Source organism: Microbispora sp. H10949, assembly GCF_014161435.1.
Taxonomy (GTDB): Bacteria; Actinomycetota; Actinomycetes; order Streptosporangiales; family Streptosporangiaceae; genus Microbispora; species Microbispora triticiradicis.
Genome location: NZ_JABBWZ010000001.1, coordinates 431963 through 453024, shown reverse-complemented (window position 1 = coordinate 453024; position 21062 = coordinate 431963). Strand labels below are relative to the sequence as shown.

The following is a 21062-nucleotide window of genomic DNA, read 5'->3' as shown; positions in this document are numbered from 1 at the left end:
GCGTCCCCGCACACCGCTCGTCCACGGGGCCTCACATATAGGCACCGTGCAGACCTGACCCACCGGGCCGGAGCGTCGCGCTCCGGCCCGGATCCGTCTGTGCGGCCGGGCCCCTGAGCAGGGGACATGACAGGTCGTCCCCGTCTTCCGGTGCGGGGTGTGGACCGGGCACACGCGTCGGTAGCCTGGGACTGTCATGAAGAGACCCATCCTCGCCGCCTTCGCCGGCCTCGCCGCGTTCCTGGTGTCGCTCCTGCTGTGCGCGGCCCCGGTCCTGCCGGCCCAGGCGCACACCTCGCTCAAGAGCAGCGACCCGCAGAAGAACGCCCAGGTCAAGACCTTGACCAAGGTCACCCTGGAGTTCGCGGACTCCGTGCGCTTCCCGGTCGTGGTCGTCCGCGGTGAGGACGGCAAGCGCTACGAGAAGGGCGCTCCGGCCGTCAACGGCCCCAAGGTCACCGAGGCGGTGGCCGACGCGGTACCGCCGGGCCGGTACACGATCGCCTGGCGGGTGGTCTCTCCCGACGGTCACCCCCTGGAGGGGGAGATCCCCTTCACCGTGGTGGGTGACCAGGCGCTGGGCAGCGCGACCTCGGTGGCCGAGCCCCAGGACACGGTCGCCGCACCCGTCGCGTCGGCCGCTACGACGTCCGAGGCTGCGCAGGCGTCCCAGGCCGGCGACAGCGAGGGCGGCGGCGTGCCCGGCTGGTTCTGGGCCGTGGTCTTCGGCATCGCCGGGATCGGCATCGGCATGTTCCTGAGCCTGCGGAAGAAGCCGTGAGCAGGGTCGTGCGCCTGACCGTCGCGGCGCTGTGCGCGACGGCGGGCGCGCTCGTGGTCGCGATGGTGCTCGGCGGCGCCGCGACCCCCCGGATCATCCCCGGCCTGCCCGACGAGGGCACGCTGACGCGTTGGATGCTTCCGTTGTCGAAGCTCGCGATGGACGTCTCCGGCGTGCTGACCGTGGGACTGCTGGCCGTGGCCGCGGCCTTCCTGCCCAGTGACAAGGGGCTGCTCGGCAGGCCGGCCCAGAGCTATGTGAAGGGCGCCTCGTGGTCCGCCCTGGCCTGGGCGGTCGCCGCGGCGGTGGCGCTGGTCTTCAGCCTGTCGGAGACCCTCGGCGCGCCGGTGGGGGAGATCCTCGCCGGCAACGAGCTCACCAGCTACGCCAGCCAGGTGCCGCAGGGCATCGCGCTGACCCTGGTCGTGCTGTTCGCCGTCGCCATCGCGTTGTTCGCCCGGGGCGCGATCACGGCGGGCGCCGCCGCGGGACTGCTGGTCTTCGCGCTGGTGACGCTCCTGCCGCCCGCGCTGACCGGGCACTCCTCCTCCGCGCCCAACCACGGGCTGGCCACCACCTCCGTCGGCATGCACCTGCTCTTCCTGGCGCTGTGGGTCGGGGGGCTCGCCGCGATCTGCGTCCACGCGCTCCGCGGGCAGGCGCAGATCGACGTCGCCGCCGCGCGCTTCTCGCGGATGGCGCTGTGGTGCTTCATCGGGGTCGGCCTCTCCGGCGTCGCCGCAGGCGCCTCGCGCCTGGCCACGATCGGCGACCTGTTCACCTCCGCCTACGGCCTGCTCCTGATCGCCAAGGTCGCGGCGTTCGCCGCGCTGGGGTACCTGGGATGGAGCCACCGGGGCCGTACGCTGCCGAGGCTGTCGGCGGGAGAGCCGCACGCGTTCCTGCGCCTGGCCCTCGGCGAGGTCATGCTCATGGGCGCGACGATGGGGGTCGGCGTGGCGCTCTCCCGGACCGCCCCGCCGCCCGTCAACACGCCGGTCGACCGCGCGTTCGAGCTCCTCGGCTACCTGCTCCCGCCTCCGCTGTCCCTGGGGAACCTGTTCACGCTGTGGTGGTTCGACCTGTTCTTCGCCGTGCTCGCCGCGGCCCTGGCCGGGCTGTACGGCGCGGGGGTCGTGCGGCTGGCCCGGCGGGGTGACAAGTGGCCGGTGGGCCGCACGGTGAGCTGGGGTCTCGGCGTCGTCATCCTGGTGCTCAGCACCCAGAGCGGCATCGCGCGGTACGCGCCCGTGCTGTTCAGCGTGCACATGACCGAGCACATGATCCTGTCGATGCTGGTCCCGATCTTCTTCGTGCTGGGCGCGCCGGTGACGCTGGCGCTGCGCGCGCTCAGGCCCGCCGTACGGCGCGGCGACCGCGGGCCCCGCGAGTGGATCACGGTGATCCTGCACAGCAGGGTGATGAGGTTCGTCAGCCACCCCGCGATCGCCACGGCGATCTTCGTGGTGTCGACGTTCGCGCTGTACTTCACCCCGCTGTTCGCCGCCGCGATGGAGGAGCACCTCGGGCACATCGCGATGACGACGCACTTCCTGCTGAGCGGCACCCTGTTCTTCTGGGTGATCATCGGCGTGGACCCGGCGCCGCACAAGCTGCCCCACGCCGGCCGGCTGCTGCTCCTCATGGTGACCATGCCGTTCCACGCGTTCTTCGGCATCGCCCTGATGAGCATGGGCACGGTGCTGGCCGGCGCGTACTACGACCAGCTCGGCCGCACCTGGGGCGCCTCGGCGCTGGCCGACCAGCAGACCGGAGGCGGCATCGCCTGGGGTTTCGGCGAGATCCCCACCCTGATCGTGCTGCTCGCGCTGGGCTTCCAGTGGTGGCGCGACGACGAGCGGGTCGCCCGCCGGGCCGACCGCCGGGCCGACGCCGCCGCGGCGAAGCCGGGCGGCGGCACCGGAGACGCCGAGCTGGACGCCTACAACGACTACCTGGCCAAGCTGAACCGGCGCGACCGGTCCCGCTGACCACGCGGGATCCACGCGCCCGCACGCAGGGCGGGCCTCAGGGCAGGGTCAGGATCTCGTGGCCGGTCTCCGTCACCACGATCGTGTGCTCGAACTGCGCGGTGCGCTTGCGGTCCTTGGTGACGGCGGTCCAGCGGTCGGGCCAGATCTCGTAGTCGATCGTGCCCAGCGTGAGCATCGGCTCGATCGTGAACGTCATTCCGGGCACCAGCGTCACCGACAGCGACGTGTCCTCGTAGTGGGGGACGATGAGCCCCGAGTGGAACGACGTCGCGATGCCGTGGCCGGTGAAGTCGCGGACGACCCCGTAGCCGAAGCGCTTGGCGTACGCCTCGATGACCCGGCCGACGATGTTGAGCTGCCGGCCCGGCGCGACCGCCTTGATCGCCCGCATCGTCGCCTCGCGGGTCCGCTCGACCAGCAGGCGCGACTCCTCGTCGACCTCCCCGACGAGGAAGGTGGCGTCGGTGTCGCCGTGCACCCCGCCGATGAAGGCCGTGATGTCCACGTTGACGATGTCGCCGTCGCGCAGGACGGTGTCGTCGGGGATCCCGTGGCAGATCACCTCGTTGATCGACGTGCACAGTGACTTCGGGTAGCCGCGGTAGCCCAGCGTCGACGGGTACGCGTCGTGGTCGCAGAGGAACTCGTGGCCGATGCGGTCGAGCTCGTCGGTCGTCACGCCGGGAGCGACGTGCCTGCCGACCTCCTCCAGGGCCTGCGCGGCGATCCGGCCCGCGATCCGCATCTTCTCGATGGTCTCGGGGGTCTGGACGTCGCTGTCGCCCTTCCTGGGCTCGGCCCTGCCCACGTACTCGGGGCGGGGGATGTGGGCGGGGACCTTGCGGGTGGGCGAGATACGCCCGGGGCGCAGCAGCGTGGACATGCCGCCAAGTCTAGTTGCGCTTCCGCTGGGCACGATTAGTGCCGTGAGCGATCAATGGTGGTTCTGCCTGAAGCACATGACCGTCGAGCCGGAGAAGGGCTGCCCCAACAAGGACCGGCTCGGGCCCTACGACTCCCAGGACGCCGCCTCCCACGCCCTGCAGACGGCGGCCGAGCGCAACAAGAAGTGGAAGGAACAGGACAAGGAGTGGGACGAGTGACCCCCTGACGTACGCGGGTTCAGCCGGCCGGGGTGTCGGCGGCCTGGACGTGGACCGCGCCTGCCTGCACCCCGCCTGCCTGCACCCCGCCTGCCTGGACCTCACCTGTCTGAACCGCGCCGGCCGGGGGCGCGGCGCCCGCGGACCCGGCCGCCCGGCGCCCCGCCGCGCGGCGGGCCACGAGCCGGCTGAGCGTCCACACGCCGATCCCGCTCCACACCAGGTTGAGGATCGCCGAGGGCCAGGCCGAGTGGTAGGCGCTGTTGACCATCAGCGCGGCCGCCCCGCCCAGGTTGAGGAGCTGGTACGGCAGCCCGTCCCCGGACATCCGGCCCGACGACACCATGGCGTACGCGGCCAGCAGGACGACGGCCCCCACCGTGCCGATGATCGTGATGAAGGCGGACATCAGGACTGCCCTCCGTCCGGAGAAGTGCTCATGGCCCAATGATCCGCCGCTCGCGTCAGTCGCTCACGCGCGGGCCGGTGATGCGGTCGGCCAGCAGGGCCAGGCGTTCCCGCAGGCCGGCCCTCCGGCGTACCTCACCGGCCGCGCTGCTCACGAGATGCTGGGCGGCGTCGAAGCTGAGCACGCCCCCCTCGGGTGGCACGGCGATCGCGTCGTGGGCGAGCGACTCCAGCTCCGGGTCTCCGCCGTCGACGGCGAGGATCGTGGCGCCGGTGCGGCGGGCGTCGTCCACGCGCTCCAGCAGCGGCACGGGCGCCCGCTCCTCGGCGACCACGAAGAGCGTCTCGCCCCGCCCCGCGCTTCGCAGCCGGTCCATCCCGACGCGCAGATGAGGGGGAGCGCCGGGCGGCGGCGCCCAGCGGACGAGCGTGGGGGAGAGCTGGGCGAGGCCCGACAGCCGGGCCTCGTCGGCGAGATGGGCGGTGACGTGCCACGGCTCGTCCTCGGGGGTGCCGACGACCAGGAGCCCTCCGGGCGACCTGGTGGCCCGGAGGGCGAGGCCGAGCTCACGAGTGCGTTCCAGCCAGCCGGTGGAGGCGAGCACCTCCCGCAGCAGATTCACCGATGCGGCGTCCATGACCGTCATGGTGCCTGACAGACACGAGTGAAGTCCCGCCGATCCGGTTCTTGACACACCGTTACCGGAGGATGACGATCAGCCCACGGCGCTGAGATCGTCCTGTGCACACCCCACCGGAAGGCGGCTCGATGAACCTGCGCGTGCGCGCCCTCGTGTCGATGATCGGGGTCTTCCTCCTGCTGCCCGCGCTGGGCGGCACCGCTCGCGCGACCTCCGCGGGGGACGTCGTCGAGGCCCGCGCGACCACCGTCTATCTCGCCCCGGGCAGGCTGCTGGAGGTGCCGGTGAAGGCGTGGCACCTCCGGTACCGATCCACCTCCGCGACGGGTGAGCCGAACGTCGTCTCGGGCACTCTCCTCGTGCCGGCCGCCCCCTATCCGCTGGGCCGGCGGCCCGTCGTGGGCTACGCCGTCGGGACGCACGGCCTGGGCGACCAGTGCGCCCCGTCCGCCGCGATGGCGGGCGGCACCGAGGCCGAGCTCGCGATCATGAGCCTGATGCTGCTCAAGGGCTGGGCCGTCGCGGTGACCGACTACGAGGGCCTCGGCACGCCGGGCGACCACACGTTCATGGCGGGCCTCTCCCAGGGGCACGCCGTGCTCGACGCGATCAGGGCCGCGGTCCGGGTGCCGGACGCCAACCTGTCCGCCACCGCGCCGGTCGTGGTGATGGGCTACTCGCAGGGCGGCTCGTCGGCGGCGTGGGCGGCCCAGCTCCAGCCGTCGTACGCGCCCGAACTGCGGCTCAGGGGAGTCGCCGCGGGCGGGGTCCCGGCCGACCTGCGGGCGGTGGCCGATCACCTGGACGGCACGGGAGACTTCGGGCTGGCCGCCGCGGCGGGCCTCGGGCTGGACGCCGCCTATCCGGAGCTGCGCCTGGAGAGTCGACTCACCCCCGAGGGCGCCGCGCTGTTCGGCGACGCGCGGGACGACTGCGTGGGCGACCTGCGGGCGAAGCTCGGCGGACGGCGCCTGTCGGAGCTGACCACGACCGACGTGCTGGACCTGCCCGAGTGGCGGGCCCGCCTCGCCGAGAACCGCCTCGGCGCGTCCGCGCCGAAGGCGCCGCTGTTCCTGTACCACGCGAAGGGCGACGAGATCATCCCGTACGAGCTGGGCCGGACGCTGCGGCGGGAGTACTGCGCGCGTGGGGCGAACGTCCTGTGGACCGGCCTGCCGGCCGGCAGCCACGTGCTCGGCGCGGTGGAGGGCGCCCCGCTGGCGGTGGCCTGGCTGGCGACCCGGGTGGCCGGGCTGCCCGCCATCGGCGACTGCTGAGCCCGTCCACGTCCCCGGACGCGCTCCGCCCGGGCGGTTCCCGGCCCCGGCATGCTGGCATGATCTGACTCATGGCAGAGCAGACCACAGATGTTCCCGACGTGTCCGGGCTGACCATCGGCATCCTGGGCGGCACCGGAGACCAGGGCAAGGGGCTGGCCCGCCGGTTCTCCCTCGCCGGTCACACCGTGCTGATCGGCTCGCGCAGCGCCGAGCGCGCGGGGGAGGCGGCCCGGGAGATCGGCGTGCGGGGGGCCGCGAACGCCGACGTGGCGGCCGAGGCCGACGTCGTGATCGTCGCCGTGCCCTGGGAGGGGCACCGGGCCCTGCTGGAGTCGCTGCGCGAGCCGCTCACCGGAAAGATCGTGGTCGACTGCGTAAACCCGCTCGGCTTCGACAAGCAGGGGGCGTACGCGCTGCCCGTGGAGGAGGGGAGCGCGGCCCAGCAGGCGGCGGCGGTGCTGACCGGCAGCCGCGTGGTCGCGGCGTTCCACCACGTGTCGGCGGTGCTGCTGCTCGACCCCTCGGTGGAGGAGATCGACCTCGACGTCCTCGTGCTCGGCGACGACCGGGAGGCCACCGACGTCGTGCGGGCGCTCGCCGCCCGCATCCCCGGCGCACGCGGGGTCTACGCGGGACGGCTGCGGAACGCCCACCAGATCGAGGCGCTGACCGCGAACCTCATCTCGGTCAACCGCAGGTACAAGGCCCACGCCGGCATCCGGGTCACCGACGTATAGCCATCCGGGCGTCATCTGATCTTCACGGCGGAGACGTCGTCGTTCGCTACCTTCGGGCGCTGTCACCGCTGTCTGAAAGGTCTCCAGTGCCACGTCACCTCTTCGCCGGTCTGGCCGTCGCCGCCGCGCTCACCCTCACCGCCACCGGTACGGTCGCCGCCACCCCGGCCAGGGGCCCCGTGGTCGTCACCGACGTCACGCTGCCCGCTCCCGCGCTGAAGCGGGTGCAGCCGTCCATCGCGGACGACCACGGCGTGCGGTTCGGCGGGGCCGGCAGCGGCCTGTTCCCGGCCGGCCGGGCGGGTGAGTTCTGGCTCGTCACGGACCGCGGGCCGAACGGCCAGCCGACCGTGGACGGAGAGAAGCGCCGCACCTTCCCGGTGCCCGAGTTCACGCCGGCGATCGTCCGGGTCGCCCTCGCGCGCGGCACGGCCACGATCAAGCAGTACATCCCGATCGTCGGCTCCTCGGGCAGGCCCGTGACCGGCCTGTCGAACCAGGCGGGACACGACGAGACGCCGTACACCTGGGACGGCCGCACGGCCCTGCCGTACAACCCGAGCGGCCTGGACGTCGAGGACCTGGTGCGAACCCGGGACGGCGACTTCTGGCTGGTCGACGAGTACGGCCCGTCGCTGGTGCGGGTGTCGCGCGACGGCCGGGTGCTGGAGCGCCACGTTCCGGCGGGGCTCGGACTGACCGGCGCGGACTATCCGGTGCAGGAGACGCTGCCCGCGATCCTGGCGAGCCGGCAGCAGAACCGCGGTTTCGAGGGCCTCGCGATCTCGTCGGACGAGCGCACGCTCTACCTGGCCGTGCAGAGCCCGCTGGCCAACCCCGACAAGAAGGCCGCCAAGAAGTCGCGGATCGGGCGCATCCTCGCCTTCGACCTGCGCCGGCGGAAGGTGACCGCGGAGTATCCGTACCGGTTCGAGGACGTCACGACCTTCGACCCGAAGGTGAACGGCGACCAGAGCGAGATGAAGATCTCCGGCCTGGCGTACGCCGGCCGGGGCCGCCTGCTCGTCGACGAGCGCACCGACAACGTGGCGCGGGTGTACTCGATCGACCTGACCAGGGCCGCGAACCTGCTCGGCGGGCCCTACGACGATCCGAAGACCAGCCCGTCGCTGGAGGAGGGGGCGGGCGCGTCCGATCTCAGGCTGCCCGCCAAGTCGCTCGTGCTGGAGCCGAACGCGCTGGTGCCGTCGCTGCCCGGCAAGATCGAGGGGCTGGCGGTGCTCGACCCCCGCACGATCGCCCTGGCCAACGACAACGACTTCGGCCTCGGCGACTTCGGCCCTGACGGCAGGCTGGTGGACAGCGGCGTGCCGAACCGCCTCGTCGTCATCCGGCTCCCTCGCCCGCTCGGCGCCCGCTGAGGGCGTACGCACGTCACGCGGCGGTGGCGACGAGCCAGTCGGCCACCGCCTCGGGGGCGACGAGCTGGTGCAGATGCTCGCCGGGGATGCGCTCGACCGGCCAGCCGCGCTCGCCGGCCTCCCCGGCCAGGGCGGCGTATGCGTCCCCGAACCACAGGTAACCGCTCCTGACGTGGTCCCAGCGGGCGGGCACGGGGATCTCCTCCTGGTAGTACGCGAGCGGCAGGCGCGGCTGCTCGGCCACGACCACCTGGCGCGTCACGGGGTCGGGCAGGAGGGCGGCGACGTCCTCCTCGGGCCACCAGTCGGTCCACCGCGGCAGGACGCCCGCGTCGTCGGCGAGGGAGCGCAGGAAGCCGAGGTGCTCCGGCTCCGCCGCACGGCACGTGCCGTCGCGCGGCGGCAGGGCGGCGTCCACGAACAGGCACGCGGCGACCTGCCCGGCGAGCGCCTGGGCGATCAGCGGCACGAACAGCCCGGCGTTGCTGTGCGCCACGACCGCCAGCGGCCCGCGTGGCGCGCTCGCCGTCACCTGCCGCACCAGGCCCGGCCAGTACGGCGGCGGGCCGGCCGTCACGTCCGTCAGCGGCGGCACGACCGCGAGGTGGCCCCGCGCCCGGAGGGCCTCGGCGACCGGTGCCCAGGTCGAGGGACCGACGGAGGGGCTGTGCACCAGGAGGAAGCTGATGTCCATTCCCTCATCCTCGCCGTGGGCGGCGGCGACGGGACCGGACTCCGCTCGCCGCTTAACCGTCGTCGGCGGGCCAAACTGACAAGAGTGGCTTTGTGGGTCATTCTGGACGACATGAGCTCCCTGCATCCGGAAACGCGTGTCGTCCACCTGCCCCGGCCCGTGCCCGAGGGCAGCACTCCGATCTCCATGCCGATCTACCAGACCTCGGGGTTCGTCTTCGACGACCCGGCCGTCTTCGCCGACGGCATGGGGCGGCCCGACGGAGCGTACGTCTACGGCAGGCTCTCCAACCCCACCGTGCGCGCCCTGGAGGAGGCGGTGGCCGGTCTGGAGGGCGGCGTGGCCGCCGTGGCCACCGGCTCCGGCATGGGCGCCATCAACGCCGTGCTGCTCGGCCTGCTGAAGTCGGGCGACCACGTGATCGCCCAGTCGGCGCTCTACGGGGCCACCGCCCAGGTGCTGGCCGACCTCGCGCGGCGCTTCGGCGTGGAGGTGACCCACGTGCCGCAGGACGACCCCGCCGCCGTGCGCGCCGCCGTACGGCCGACGACGCGGCTGCTGTACCTGGAGACCATCGCCAACCCGATGACGCAGGTGGCGGACCTGCCGGGCATGTGCGCGGCGGCGCGCGAGGCCGGGATCCTGACCGTCGTAGACAACACCTTCGCCTCGCCGATCCTGTGCCGGCCCATCGAGCACGGCGCGGACGTCGTCGTGCACTCCGTCACGAAGTACCTGTCCGGGCACACCGACGTCCTCGGCGGGATCGCCGTCTTCGCCGACCACGACCTGCACCGCGGGGTGTGGTCGTACGCGGTGGAACTCGGCGCGACGACCGACCCGTTCGCCGCGTGGCTGACCCTCCGGGGGATCCAGACGCTGCCGCTGCGCATGGAGCGGCACTGCGCCAACGCCCGCGTGCTCGCGACGCGGCTCGCCGGCCACCCGGCCGTGGCCGCGGTCCACTGGCCGGGCCTGCCGTCGCATCCGTCGTACGACCTCGCGGCCAAGCTCCTGCCCGACTTCGGCGGGGTGTTCTCCTTCGACCTCGCCGGAGGACGCGCCGCCGGCGAGGCGTTCATGCGGAACGTACGGCTCGCGCTGCTCGCGCCGTCGCTCGGCGGCGTCGAGACGTTGATCCTCCACCCGGCCACCACCTCGCACCGCACCGTGGACGCCGCGGGACTGGCCGCGGCCGGCATCGGCGAGGGCACGGTGCGGGTGGCCGTCGGCATCGAGCACCCGGAGGACCTGTGGGCCGACTTCGCCCAGGCGCTCGACGCCGTCTGACCGGCTCGTGAGACGGCTCGCGAGGCGTCCCGTGAGGCGGCTCGCGGGGGATTACCGGTAGCTGTGCTCCGGCGTGGGGAACACGCCGGAGACGACCTCGTCGGCGTAGGCGCGCACGGCGCGGTCCATCTCGCCCGCGAGGTCGAAGTACTTCTTCACGAACTTGGCCGGCTGAGGGGTGAGGCCCATCAGGTCCTGCCAGACGAGCACCTGCGCGTCCGTGCAGGGCCCGGCGCCGATGCCGACCGTGGGAATGCTCAACGAGGTGGTGACCCGCGCGGCGAGGTCGCTCGGCACGCACTCCAGCACGACGGCGAAGGCGCCCGCGTGCTCCAGCGCCTTCGCGTCGGCCATCAGCTCGTCACCCGCCTGGCCGCGGCCCTGCACGCGATAGCCGCCGAAGGCGTTGACCGACTGCGGGGTCAGGCCGAGGTGGGCCATGACCGGGATGCCGGCCGACACGAGCATCTCCACCTGCGGGAGCACGCGGTGGCCGCCCTCCAGCTTGACGGCGTGCGCGCCGGCCTCCTTCATGAAGCGGGCGGCGGTCTCCAGCGCCTGCTGCGGCGAGGCCTGGTAGGAGCCGAACGGAAGGTCGGCCACGACCATCGCGCGTGAGGAGCCGCGCACCACGGCGGCCGTGAGGGGGATCAGGTCGTCGACGGTGACCGGCAGCGTCGAGTCGTAGCCGTACACGACCATCGCGGCGGAGTCGCCGACGAGCAGCACCGGGATCCCGGCCTCGTCGAACACCCTCGCCGTCATGGCGTCGTACGCCGTGACCATCGGCCACTTCTCGTGCCGCTCCTTGGCGGCCGCGATGTCGCGGACGGTGACCCTGCGACCCGCGGCGCCGCCGTACAAGGCGGAAGTGGACACAGCGGAAACAGAGGACATGGCTACCTCCTGGCCTCGTGGCGCCCCTGTGGCGTCCCCGGACAGTCCGATCATTGCATGCCGACATGGCATGGAACACCCCGGATCGGCGGCGTAATCCAGGGGTGCGACCAGTGGGGCGCGTGGGGCCCCGGCGGCGAACTTGTCGGACCCACCAGGCACAATGCCTGCGGAGGTAAGCAACCACAATGGCTTTTGATCGTTACCGGCGGGTGCTCGCCCTGCCGGGCGTGCGGGCACTGCTGCTGGTCGGCATGATCGCGAGAATCCCCCTGACCGGCACCGGGATGACCCTCACCCTGCACGTGGTGAACCACCAGAAGCTGGGTTTCCTCCAGGCCGGCCTCATCGGCGCGGCGTCCATGGCGGGCGCCGCGATCGGCTCGCCGCTCGTCGGAAGGTTCGTCGACCGGCGCGGGCTGCGCCCGGTGATGGCGGTCACGACGGTGGTGCAGCTGTGCCTGTGGTGCGCCGCGCCGGCGATGCCGTACGCCGTGCTGCTGCCGGGCGCGCTCGTCGGCGGGCTGTTCAGCCAGCCCGTCTTCGGGGCGGTGCGGCAGTGCATCGCCGCGATGGTGCCCAAGGAGAACCACCAGACCGGCTTCGCCCTCGACTCTATGGGCGTGGAGCTGTCGTACATGGTCGGGCCCGCTCTCGCGGTCACGTGCGTGACCGCGTTCGGCAGCACCGCGACGATGTACGGCGTGGCGGCCGGGCTCGTCGGCGCGGGGGTGGCGTTCTACCTGCTCGACCCGCCCACACGCTCCGCGGAGGAGGCCGCGGGGCACGAGGAGGCCGTCCCCCGGCGGCAGTGGCTGCGGCCCGCGTTGTTCGCCCTGTTCGGGATGGTGACGGGGCTCACCTTCGTGCTCACGACGACCGAGCTGGCCGTCGTCGCGATGCTGAAGGCCGGTGACGCGACCGCCTGGACCGGGCTGGTCGTCGCGCTGTGGTGCGCCTACTCGCTGGTCGGCGGCTTCGTGTACGGCGGGCTGCCGCGGGGGCTCTCGCCCGTGCTGCTCGCGGGCGGCCTGTGCGCGCTGACCGTGCCCGTCGGCCTGGTCGGCGGCGGCTGGTGGTGGCTGTGCCTGGCGCTGCTGCCGTCCGGGCTGCTGTGCGCCCCGGCGCTGTCGTCCACGGTGGACGCGGTCAACCGGCGCGTCCCTGCGGCGGCCAGGGGAGAGGCGATGGGCCTGCACGGCACCTCGCTGACGATCGGCGGCGCCCTGGCCGGGCCGATCGCCGGCGGGATCCTCGACGCCTACGGCCCCGCCTGGGCGTTCGCCGCGTCCGGAGTGGCCGGTCTCGTGCCGGCCGTGATCGCCGTGCTGGTCTGGCGCAGGGCGCCGGTCTCCGTCCCCGGCGCGACGGCTCCGGGCGCGATGTTTCCGGGCGCGGCCCTTCCGGAGGCGGCGGTTCCGGAGGCGGGAGCCGCCCTGGAGGTCCCCGGCGCCGGCGGCGCCGTCGCTGGGGCGGAGGCCGCCACCTCACTGCGCGCGTCCGACGGGGAATAGAACCCGCCCCCGGGCGCTTGGTACGGAGGCATCGGGCGATTATGAAACGGTGCCGTTGCGTATCGGAACCGCCTAGCGCTACGCTAGCGTTGCGAAACTCAAGCGTATCGAAATCATGCGTACCGCAGTCATGGGGGATTCCTTGGAAGCGCATACCGGTCACCCACGCCGATGGCAGATCCTCGGCGTGATGGTGTTCAGCCTGCTGGCCGTCGTCCTCGACAACACCATCCTCAACGTGGCGATCAAGACGATCGCCGATCCCGTCCACGGCCTGGGCGCGACCCAGAGCGAGCTCGAATGGGCGATGAACTCCTACACGCTGGTGTTCGCCGGCCTGTTGTTCACCTTCGGGGTCCTGGGCGACCGCTACGGGCGTAAGCGCATGCTTTTCGTCGGCATGGCCCTGTTCGGCCTGGCCTCCCTGGCCAGCGCGTACGCCCAGGACCCGATGCAGCTCATCGCGGCGAGGGCGCTGATGGGCCTCGGGGGCGCGGCCATCATGCCGGCCACGCTGGCGGTCATCTCGAACGTCTTCCCGATCCACGAGCGGGGCAAGGCGATCGGGATCTGGGCGGGCGGCGTCGGCATCGCCGTCGCGATCGGCCCGATCACCGGGGGCGTGCTGCTGGAGCACTTCTGGTGGGGCTCGGTCTTCCTCGTCAACGTGCCGATCGTCATCATCGGCCTGGTGCTCATCGCCGCGCTCGTCCCCGACTCCAGGGACCCGAGCAAGAACAGCCTCGACCCGGTCGGCGTGCTGCTGTCCATCGCCGGTCTGATCAGCCTCGTCTACGGCATCGTCCGGATCAGCGACCTCGGCACCGTCGCGGACGTCTCGGTCATCGCGCCGTCGCTGCTGGGGCTCGCGATCCTCGCCGCGTTCGTGTGGTACGAGAGCCGCATCGAGCACCCGGCGTTCGACGTGCGGAACTTCCGCAACGCGGGGTTCTCCACCGCGATCGTGAGCGTCGGCCTCGTGTTCTTCTCGGCCATGGGCGTCATGTTCTTCCTGGCCTTCTACTGGCAGATCGTGCGCGGATACTCGCCGCTGCAGTCCGGGGCGCTCGTGCTCCCGTTCGCCGCGGCCCAGCTGATCTTCGCGCCGCAGAGCGCGCGCATGGTCCAGAAGTACGGTGCGCGGGCCGTCGGCACGGTCGCGATGCTGGTCATCACGCTCGCCCTCGCCTCCTACGCCTTCGTGCAGGTGGACACCCCGATCTGGCTGCTGCTCGTCCTCACGTTCGTCCAGGGCGTGGCGATGGCCAACATCATGCCCCCGGCGACCACGGCCATCATGAACGCGCTGCCGCGGGAGAAGGCCGGTGTGGGCTCCTCGATGAGCAACGTCGTCCGGCAGGTCGGCGGCACGCTCGGCATCGCCATCCTGGGCGCGGTCCTGTCCGCGAGCTACCGCAACGACATGCAGGACAAGGTCACCGCGCTGCCGGAGGAGCTCCGGCACGTCGTCACCGAGTCCATCTCGGGCGCGGCGGGGGTCGCCGGACACCTGGGCGCGCGGGGCGCGGGCCTGCTCGACACGGCCAACGCCGCGTTCGTCACCGGCATCCACTGGGCGGCTCTCGGCTCGGCCCTCGTCGCCCTCCTCGGCACCCTCGTGGTGGCCCGCTGGATGCCGGGTAAGACCCGGGTCGACGTCGCGGCCGACAAGGCCGGGACCGAAAAGGAAGCGGCGGTAGTCTGAACAGGCCATGAATACGCAGCAGACGGCTGAGGGGGCGGCCCGCCCGGCGGGCCGCCCGCGCAGCGAGAAGGCGGATCGGTCGATCATCGAGGCCACTCTTGACCTGCTCGGCGAGGGCATCGGCGTGTCGGAGCTGTCCATCGAGTCGATCGCGAGCCGCGCCGGTGTCGGGAAGACCACGATCTACCGCAGGTGGTCCAACAAGGAAGACCTCGTGGTGGACGCCCTGGCGACGCTCAAGCCGCCGATCCCGCTGCCTCAGGGCGGGACCGTCCGGGACGACCTGGTGACCTACCTCCGGGTGATCCAGGAGGAGACCCGCCACCTCCGCACCCGCTGCATCATGAACATCGCCATGAGCGACTCCGAGCGGCATCCCCGGCTGGCGGAGCGGTTCCGCGAGCTGGCCGTGGAGCCGCGCAGAGCGGTGGTGGCGGCCGTCCTGCGCCGTGGCATGGACACCGGTGAGCTGCGGGCCGACCTCGACGTCGACATGGCGCTGGCGCTCCTCAGCGGCGCCATGGTGTGGCTCACGAAGTGGTCCGACGGGCACTCCCCGGCCGACCTGCCCGAGCGGATCGTCGACGAGGCGCTGAAGGGCTTCCGCCCCCGCCCCGCCGAGTGACCCGCCGGACGGCCCGTTGAGTGAACCCCCGCGCGGCCGGCCACGCCCGGCCGCGCGGAACGGCGGCCGGGCACCATTTGGCCGCCTCCGTCCGACATCGGCGGCGACGACACCCTGTCCGGCATCGCCGGGAGGACCATCGCCCCCGGAGGCCGCCGCGGACCCGCGGGGCGCGCGGCGGGCGACTAGAGGCGCTCGCGCCAGCGGTTGGTGATGGGCAGGCGGCGGTCGCGGCCGAAGTTCTTGGGCGTGATCTTCGGCCCCGGCGGGTACTGGCGGCGCTTGTACTCGGCCAGGTCCACCATGCGGATCACCTTGGTCACCAGCTCGGGATCGTGCCCGGCCGCGATCAGTTCGTCCCGCCCCATGTCCCGCTCCACGTAGTCGCGCAGCAGGCTGTCGAGCACCTCGTACTGCGGCAGCGAGTCGGTGTCGCGCTGGTCGGGCCGCAGCTCCGCGCTCGGCTCCTTGGTGATGGAGTTCTCCGGGATCGGCGGCACCCCCGGCTGGGCGTTGCGCCACTCCGCGAGCTTCCAGACGACGCTCTTCAGCACGTCCTTGATCGGCGCGTAGCCGCCCGCCGAGTCGCCGTACAGGGTGGAGTAGCCGGTGGCGAGCTCGCTCTTGTTGCCGGTGGTCAGCACGAGGTGGCCGTGCTCGTTCGACAGGCTCATCAGCAGCATGCCGCGCACCCGGGCCTGCAGGTTCTCCGCGGCCAGGCCGGTCAGAGCGATCTCCTTCTCGAACGCCGAGACGATGTCGGCGATCGGCACGACCTGCGCGTTCACCCCCTGGCGGCGCACCAGCTCCTCGGCGTCGGTGATCGAGTGGTCCGAGGAGTACCGCGACGGCATCAGCACCGTGTGGACCCGCTCGGGCCCGATGGCGTCGGCCGCGATCGTGGCGGTCAGGGCCGAGTCGATGCCGCCGGAGAGGCCGAGGATGACGGACTTGAAGCCGTTCTTCCGCACGTAGTCGCGCACTCCGGTCACCAGCGCGTGGTAGATCTCCGCGAGGTCGTCCAGCCGCTCGGCGACGACCGGGGGCTCCGGCTCGTACGGCTCGACCGGGTCGGCCGACAGCAGCACCCGCTCGACCGTGATGACCGTCCCGTCGTGGGCGTCGTAGGAGTCATGGCTCGGCTCGCCGAGCTCGACCGCGGCCTCCGGGAGCTCCAGGTCCGTGACGAACAGCTCCTCGCGGAACTGGGACGCGCGGGCGACGAGCGCGCCGGAGGCGTCCACGACGAGGGAGTCGCCGTCGAAGACCAGCTCGTCCTGGCCGCCGACCATGTTCACGTACGCGAGGGCGCAGCCCGCCTCGCGGGCCCGCCGCGCGCACAGCTCCAGCCGCACGTCGTCCTTGTTGGTCTCGTACGGCGAGCCGTTGGGCACGACGAGCAGCCCGGCGCCCGCCTCGGCGACCACCGAGACCGGCCCGCCCTCCTGCCACAGGTCCTCGCAAAGGGCCACGGCGACGTCGACGCCGTGCAGCCGGAAGATCGGCAGCCGGTCGCCGCGGACGAAGTAGCGGTACTCGTCGAACACCCCGTAGTTGGGCAGGTGGTGCTTGGCCGACTTCGCCACGACCCGGCCGCGGTGCAGCACGGCGGCGGCGTCGAGCGGGGCGCCCTTCGGCTGCCCGACGCGAGGGGCGAGGTCGGCGCGGTCGAGGTATCCCACCACGACGGGGAGGTCTCCGAGCCCCTCGTCGGCGAGCCGCGCCGCCACCTCGGACAGCGTCGCGATCGACGCCTCGGCGAACGACGAGCGGAGCACCAGGTCCTCGGCCGGGTAGCCGGTCAGGAACATCTCGGGGAAGACGACGAGGTGCGCGCCGCGCCCGGCGGCCCGGCGGGTCCACTCGACGAGGGTCTCCGCGTTGCCGGCGATGTCTCCGACGACGGGATTGGTCTGGGCGAGAGCGATACGCAGTTGAGCCACGCCCCCACCCTAAGGTGTCCGGTTTTTTGTCGTCAAACTGACGATAAGTAGTTCAGGCGCCGGGTGTTCCCGGGCTGACCAGACCCCTCTCGTACGCGAGGACCACCAACTGGGCGCGGTCGACCAGCCCCAGCGCGCGCAGCAGCGCCGTCACGTCGCCGGCGACCTCGCCTTCCGGCACGTCGAGTGTCATCGCGATCTGCCGGTTGGTGAAGCCCCGGGCGACGAGTTTGATGAGGTCGACGTCGGCGTCGGACAGGCCCTCCGGCGCCGACGGGTCGCGCCGCCCGGCGAAGGCGGAGATGAGATGGGTCGTGACCGCCGGGTCCAGCAGAGCGTCCCCCGCGACGGCCGCCCGGACCGCCGCGATGAGCTGCTCGGGCGCCGAGGTCTTCAGCACGAAACCGCTCACCCCGGCCCGCAGCGCCGCGTACAGGTTCTCGTCGGTGCCGAAGGTGGTCATCATGATCACCTTCGGCGGGGCCTCCGCCGCGAGGATCCGCCGGGCCGCCGCCAGGCCGTCCAGGCGCGGCATCTGGATGTCCATGAGCACCACGTCGGGCCGCGCGTCGCGGACGAGCGCGATAGCCTGCTCGCCGTTCTCCGCCTCCCCCACGAGGTCGAGCCCCGGCTCGCTGTCGAGGATCACCTTGAGGCCGGTGCGCACCAGCGCCTGGTCGTCGGCGATCAGCACGCGCAGGGCACGCGCGCCGGCCCGCGCCGGCTCGGTTCCGCGCGGCGTGTCGGGCGCGGGAGGAGTGACCCGCGCTCCGGGCGACACGCCGGAGGCCGGGCCCGCCTCGGGGGCGTCGAGGTGCCCCGCCTGCGCGAGGATGTCCTGCTCCAGACGCTGCAGGGTGGGGCCGAGGTCGAGGCCGAGCTCGTCGCGCAGCGCCTCCCTGGCCCGCCGCAGCGCGCCGAGCGCGTCGCCCTGCCGCCCGGCGCGGTAGAGCGCGAGCGCGAGCAGCCGCCAGGCCTCCTCCCGCAGCGGGTGCGCGGAGGCGTGCGCCTCCAGGTCCGGGATCAGGGCGCCGGTGCGGCCGAGCCGCAGGGCGGCGTCCGCGCGGCGCTCCACGGCGAGAAGACGCAGCTCGTCCAGCCGCATCGCCTCGGCCTGCGCCCACATCAGCTCCTGGAACCCGGCGAGCGCGGGCCCCCGCCAGAGGCCGAGGGCCGTCTCCATCCGCTCCAGCGTCGCGGCCGGTCCGTCGTGGTCGCTCTTGACCAGGTGCTCGAAGTGCCAGGAGTCCACGTCCTGGACACCGGCGCGCAGCGCGTAACCCGGGGGAGCCGAGACCAGGATGCCCGCCTCCTCGCGCGGCGCGCGGCCGGGTTCGAGCGCCCGCCGCAGCCGCGAGACGTACCCCTGGATGGTGGACAGCGCCTGGGCGGGCGGCTCGCCGGGCCACAGCTCGTCGATGAGCGCGCTCACCGGCACCGCGCGCCCTACGGCCACGAGTAGCCGGGCGAGCACGGCCTGCTGCCGTTGCCCGCCCAGATCGAGCGTCTCGCCATCGGAAATAGCCTCGAACGGCCCCAGAGCACGAAAAATCACCATCGCACGGGTAAGCGTAAGGGCAGCGACCCCCGAAGACGCGCCGCGCGCCTTTCGGTTGTGTCACGAGGTCATGACATGCCTGCTCACACCCCCCGGAACGCCGGATGCAGGCACTGGAGGCGGAGGGCACCCGGGGGGCTCCCGTCGCCGGGCATGAGGTTCAGGCGGTGCGGCGGGAGCGGACGTGCACGAGAGCCCGGCAGCGCGCGGGGCAGGCAATGCGGGCAACGCAGGGAATGAGGCGGTTCGGGGCGTCAGGAGGTGAGCGGGAAGCGGGCCTCGACAACCGTGCCGCCGATGTCGGGTGCGGTGACCGTGCAACTGCCGCCGAGTTCCGCCGCGCGTTCGCGCATCGAGGACATGCCCACTCCCGCGCGCAGGTGGGCGGGCAGGCCGATGCCGTCGTCGGTGATCCGCACCCGCAGCTCGCCGCCGCCGTCCTCCGCCCCCGCTTCTGCCTCCGCTCCAGGCCCTGCCCCCGCTTCTGCCTCCACCTCTGCCGCCGCGGCTCCAGGTCCCGCCCCCGTCCCCGTCCCCGCTCCTGCCTTCGCCTCTGCTCCAGGTCCCGTCTCCGCCACCGCTCCGGTCCGGGTGATCTCGACCTGGACCCGGGTGGCGCGCGCGTGGCGGCGTACGTTGTTCAGCGCCTCCTGCACGATGCGGTAGACCGCGACCTCCACGGCGGCCGGCAGCCCGGCGATGTCGCCCTCGGCCCGTACGGTGACGTCCACCGGCGCCGGAGCGTCCTCCTCGTGCCCGGAGCCGCCGGCGGGCAGCGTCTCCGCCGCGAGGGCGCGCACGGCTCCCGCCAGCCCGAGGTCGTCGAGGGCGGGCGGACGCAGGCCGTACACGAGCTCGCGGATGTCGCCGGCCACGGCGTCCATGCCCACCCGCAGGTCCCGCAGCAGGCCGTCGGCGGCGGAGGGCGACCGGGTGAGGCTCATCCGCGCGATGTTGATCGTCATCGCCATGGCCCCGAGGGTCTGGCCGAGCCCGTCGTGCAGGTCGCGGCGCAGCCGCCGGCGCTCCTCCTCGCGGGCGGCCAGGATGCGCTCCCGCGACCGCTGCAGGTCGGCGGCCATGCGTACGGCGTGGGCCACGTCGGCCACGTAGGGGAGCAGGGTGGCGAGCACCCGCTCGTCGTGCGCGGCGGCGAACCTCCGGGCGCCCGGCGGGCCGACCAGCAGCCGGCCCACCGGTTCGCCGTGCCAGACCAGCGGGACCTCGCGGGGCTCGGGCCCCACGTGGCCGCTCTCGACGTACCGCGGACTGCCGTCGGCGATCTCGACGGCGACCCCTTCCACGGCGAGGCCGTCCCGCACGACCGTCACCACCGAGGCGAGCGCGTCGGCGGGGTCGGCCCGCCGCACCTCCTGAGTCAGCCGCTCGGCGAGCAGCGCCGGGTCGCCCACCGGCCCGTACAGCGCGCGGTCCACGACGCCTTGCAGGGCGCGGCGCAGCGGCTGGAAGAACGCGCCCGCGAACAGCGCCGCCGCGAGCCCGGCCACCTGGTGGTATCCGGAGACGAACAGGCTGGAGGCGGCTCCGACGCCGAAGTACACCGCGCCGACCACGACGAGCAGCCCGACGCTGACGAACGTCCGGCTGATGAGGGTGTCGATGCCGTACAGCCGGTAGCGCAGGACCGCGAAGAGGATCGACGGCGGGATCAGCGCCGTCCACAGGGTGGCCGCGACCGACGCCGACGCTCCCAGCAGGTACAACAGGACGTACACGGCGAAGAACAGGAGCGGCCAGGCGATCTGCCGCCGCGTCGCCGGGTCGGCCCGCCGCAAGCGCAGCGCGAGCGAGGCGAGCGCCGCGACCACGCAGACCTGGACGAGCACCTGCGGCGCCAACCAGAGCGACTGGTAGTAGGGGGCGAGAGCCCTGATCTCCAGCGGATTGTGGATCACCTCGGGCCAGGGGTAGTCCGCGGGATCCGGATCGGGCCGCACCAGGCCCATGACGATCAGGAAGACGGTGGTGAGGACGCCCACCACGACGACGGCCCGCCACCCGCGTGAGGGGAGCCGGCCGTCGGGGGAGTAGAGCGGAAGCAGGACCGCGAGCATCAGGCCCGCCACCGCCCAGCCCACGAGGTACACCGCGCGTGCGGCGATGGCCGCGCCCATCTCACCTTGCGAGGCCCAGTAGAACGAGAACGCGGTGAAGGCGACGTTCACCGACCCCAGCAGCCCGCCGGCGCACATCAGCCAGGCCATGATGAGCCGGGGCCGCCGGGACACCAGGAACGCCCCCGTGGCCGGGAACGTGAGGGCGATGCCGGCGTCGGGCGGGATCGCCGGGTGCGGCTGCCATTCGGCGGGGAGCCGGAGCTGGACCACGACCCCCAGGAGAGTCAGTCCGAGCGCGACGGCCGCCATCGCGTACGCCATCGTGCGCGCGGGGAAGGCAGGGGGGTTCTCTTCCATTCTGGACCGAATTATGTCCTGTCCCGTTCCGCCCTGGAACAGAAAACCGGGACGCCGCCGGCCGGGACGCGGCCC

18 protein-coding genes are annotated in these 21062 nt (G+C 72.8%); 10 read left to right on the top strand and 8 right to left on the bottom strand.

Annotated features, from left to right (window positions below):
- Window positions 1-196 precede the first annotated feature (196 nt).
- Together HHX40_RS02040 and HHX40_RS02035 are read left to right on the top strand one after the other, a co-directional pair.
- Window positions 197-781: a copper resistance CopC family protein gene (locus HHX40_RS02040; RefSeq protein ID WP_117410382.1), complete on the top strand. Its 585-nt coding sequence runs from the start codon at window positions 197-199 to the stop codon at window positions 779-781.
- Entirely contained in the window at window positions 778-2772 is a 1995-nt protein-coding gene (locus HHX40_RS02035) for a cytochrome c oxidase assembly protein (protein ID WP_310737901.1), read from the top strand. The genes HHX40_RS02040 and HHX40_RS02035 overlap by 4 nt, the downstream gene beginning before the upstream one ends.
- A gap of 37 nt (window positions 2773-2809) precedes the next feature.
- Here the strand turns inward: HHX40_RS02035 and map are convergent, their stop codons facing one another.
- Window positions 2810-3658, bottom strand: coding sequence for a type I methionyl aminopeptidase (gene map / locus HHX40_RS02030; protein WP_182879188.1), 849 nt, complete (start codon window positions 3656-3658; stop codon window positions 2810-2812).
- Window positions 3659-3701: 43 nt separating this feature from the next.
- Between map and HHX40_RS02025 the strand changes: the two genes are divergently transcribed.
- On the top strand, window positions 3702-3878 hold the full coding sequence (locus HHX40_RS02025; protein ID WP_244302012.1) for a hypothetical protein: 177 nt from the start codon (window positions 3702-3704) through the stop codon (window positions 3876-3878).
- Window positions 3879-3897: 19 nt separating this feature from the next.
- Here HHX40_RS02025 and HHX40_RS02020 read toward each other — a convergent pair whose 3' ends face one another.
- Complete coding sequence (locus HHX40_RS02020; protein WP_182879187.1) at window positions 3898-4287, bottom strand: CBU_0592 family membrane protein; 390 nt, start codon at window positions 4285-4287, stop codon at window positions 3898-3900.
- 55 nt (window positions 4288-4342) lie between these two features.
- Window positions 4343-4924: a hypothetical protein gene (locus HHX40_RS02015; protein ID WP_138461276.1), complete on the bottom strand. Its 582-nt coding sequence runs from the start codon at window positions 4922-4924 to the stop codon at window positions 4343-4345.
- 131 nt (window positions 4925-5055) lie between these two features.
- Here HHX40_RS02015 and HHX40_RS02010 point away from each other — a divergent pair, with 131 nt between their 5' ends.
- The 3 genes from HHX40_RS02010 (at window position 5056) to HHX40_RS02000 (ending at window position 8326) form a co-directional block, all read left to right on the top strand.
- On the top strand, window positions 5056-6204 hold the full coding sequence (locus HHX40_RS02010; RefSeq protein WP_182879186.1) for a lipase family protein: 1149 nt from the start codon (window positions 5056-5058) through the stop codon (window positions 6202-6204).
- A 71-nt stretch (window positions 6205-6275) separates the two neighbouring features.
- Window positions 6276-6944 (top strand): NADPH-dependent F420 reductase, encoded by a 669-nt coding sequence (gene npdG / locus HHX40_RS02005; RefSeq protein ID WP_138461274.1) that lies wholly within the window; start codon window positions 6276-6278, stop codon window positions 6942-6944.
- A gap of 86 nt (window positions 6945-7030) precedes the next feature.
- Window positions 7031-8326, top strand: coding sequence for an esterase-like activity of phytase family protein (locus HHX40_RS02000; protein ID WP_220498535.1), 1296 nt, complete (start codon window positions 7031-7033; stop codon window positions 8324-8326).
- Window positions 8327-8339: 13 nt separating this feature from the next.
- Here the strand turns inward: HHX40_RS02000 and HHX40_RS01995 are convergent, their stop codons facing one another.
- Window positions 8340-9020, bottom strand: a complete 681-nt coding sequence (locus HHX40_RS01995) for an alpha/beta hydrolase (RefSeq protein ID WP_182879185.1) — start codon at window positions 9018-9020, stop codon at window positions 8340-8342.
- Window positions 9021-9131: 111 nt separating this feature from the next.
- Here HHX40_RS01995 and HHX40_RS01990 point away from each other — a divergent pair, with 111 nt between their 5' ends.
- Window positions 9132-10310: a trans-sulfuration enzyme family protein gene (locus HHX40_RS01990; RefSeq protein ID WP_182879184.1), complete on the top strand. Its 1179-nt coding sequence runs from the start codon at window positions 9132-9134 to the stop codon at window positions 10308-10310.
- 51 nt (window positions 10311-10361) lie between these two features.
- On the opposite strand, the gene panB is transcribed toward HHX40_RS01990, so the two are convergent.
- Window positions 10362-11189 (bottom strand): 3-methyl-2-oxobutanoate hydroxymethyltransferase, encoded by an 828-nt coding sequence (gene panB / locus HHX40_RS01985; RefSeq protein ID WP_396699252.1) that lies wholly within the window; start codon window positions 11187-11189, stop codon window positions 10362-10364.
- Between the two features lie 206 nt (window positions 11190-11395).
- Here panB and HHX40_RS01980 point away from each other — a divergent pair, with 206 nt between their 5' ends.
- The 3 genes from HHX40_RS01980 to HHX40_RS01970 all read left to right on the top strand — a co-directional run bounded on the left by HHX40_RS01980 (window position 11396) and on the right by HHX40_RS01970 (window position 15051).
- Window positions 11396-12721 (top strand): MFS transporter, encoded by a 1326-nt coding sequence (locus tag HHX40_RS01980; RefSeq protein WP_182879183.1) that lies wholly within the window; start codon window positions 11396-11398, stop codon window positions 12719-12721.
- 190 nt (window positions 12722-12911) lie between these two features.
- The gene (locus tag HHX40_RS01975; protein WP_182879475.1) at window positions 12912-14426 is read left to right on the top strand and encodes an MFS transporter; all 1515 of its coding nucleotides are present in this window, start codon (window positions 12912-12914) and stop codon (window positions 14424-14426) included.
- Between the two features lie 7 nt (window positions 14427-14433).
- On the top strand, window positions 14434-15051 hold the full coding sequence (locus tag HHX40_RS01970) for a TetR/AcrR family transcriptional regulator (protein ID WP_182879182.1): 618 nt from the start codon (window positions 14434-14436) through the stop codon (window positions 15049-15051).
- A 185-nt stretch (window positions 15052-15236) separates the two neighbouring features.
- Here HHX40_RS01970 and HHX40_RS01965 read toward each other — a convergent pair whose 3' ends face one another.
- The 3 genes from HHX40_RS01965 to HHX40_RS01955 all read right to left on the bottom strand — a co-directional run bounded on the left by HHX40_RS01965 (window position 15237) and on the right by HHX40_RS01955 (window position 20987).
- Window positions 15237-16994 carry an NAD+ synthase gene (locus tag HHX40_RS01965; RefSeq protein ID WP_182879181.1) on the bottom strand — a complete coding sequence of 586 codons (1758 nt, stop codon included), beginning with the start codon at window positions 16992-16994 and terminating at the stop codon, window positions 15237-15239.
- Between the two features lie 52 nt (window positions 16995-17046).
- A complete protein-coding gene (locus HHX40_RS37510) occupies window positions 17047-18552 on the bottom strand; it encodes a BTAD domain-containing putative transcriptional regulator (RefSeq protein ID WP_182879180.1) in 1506 nt (501 codons plus the stop codon).
- A gap of 254 nt (window positions 18553-18806) precedes the next feature.
- Window positions 18807-20987, bottom strand: a complete 2181-nt coding sequence (locus tag HHX40_RS01955) for a sensor histidine kinase (protein WP_182879179.1) — start codon at window positions 20985-20987, stop codon at window positions 18807-18809.
- Between the last annotated feature and the right edge of the window lie 75 nt (window positions 20988-21062).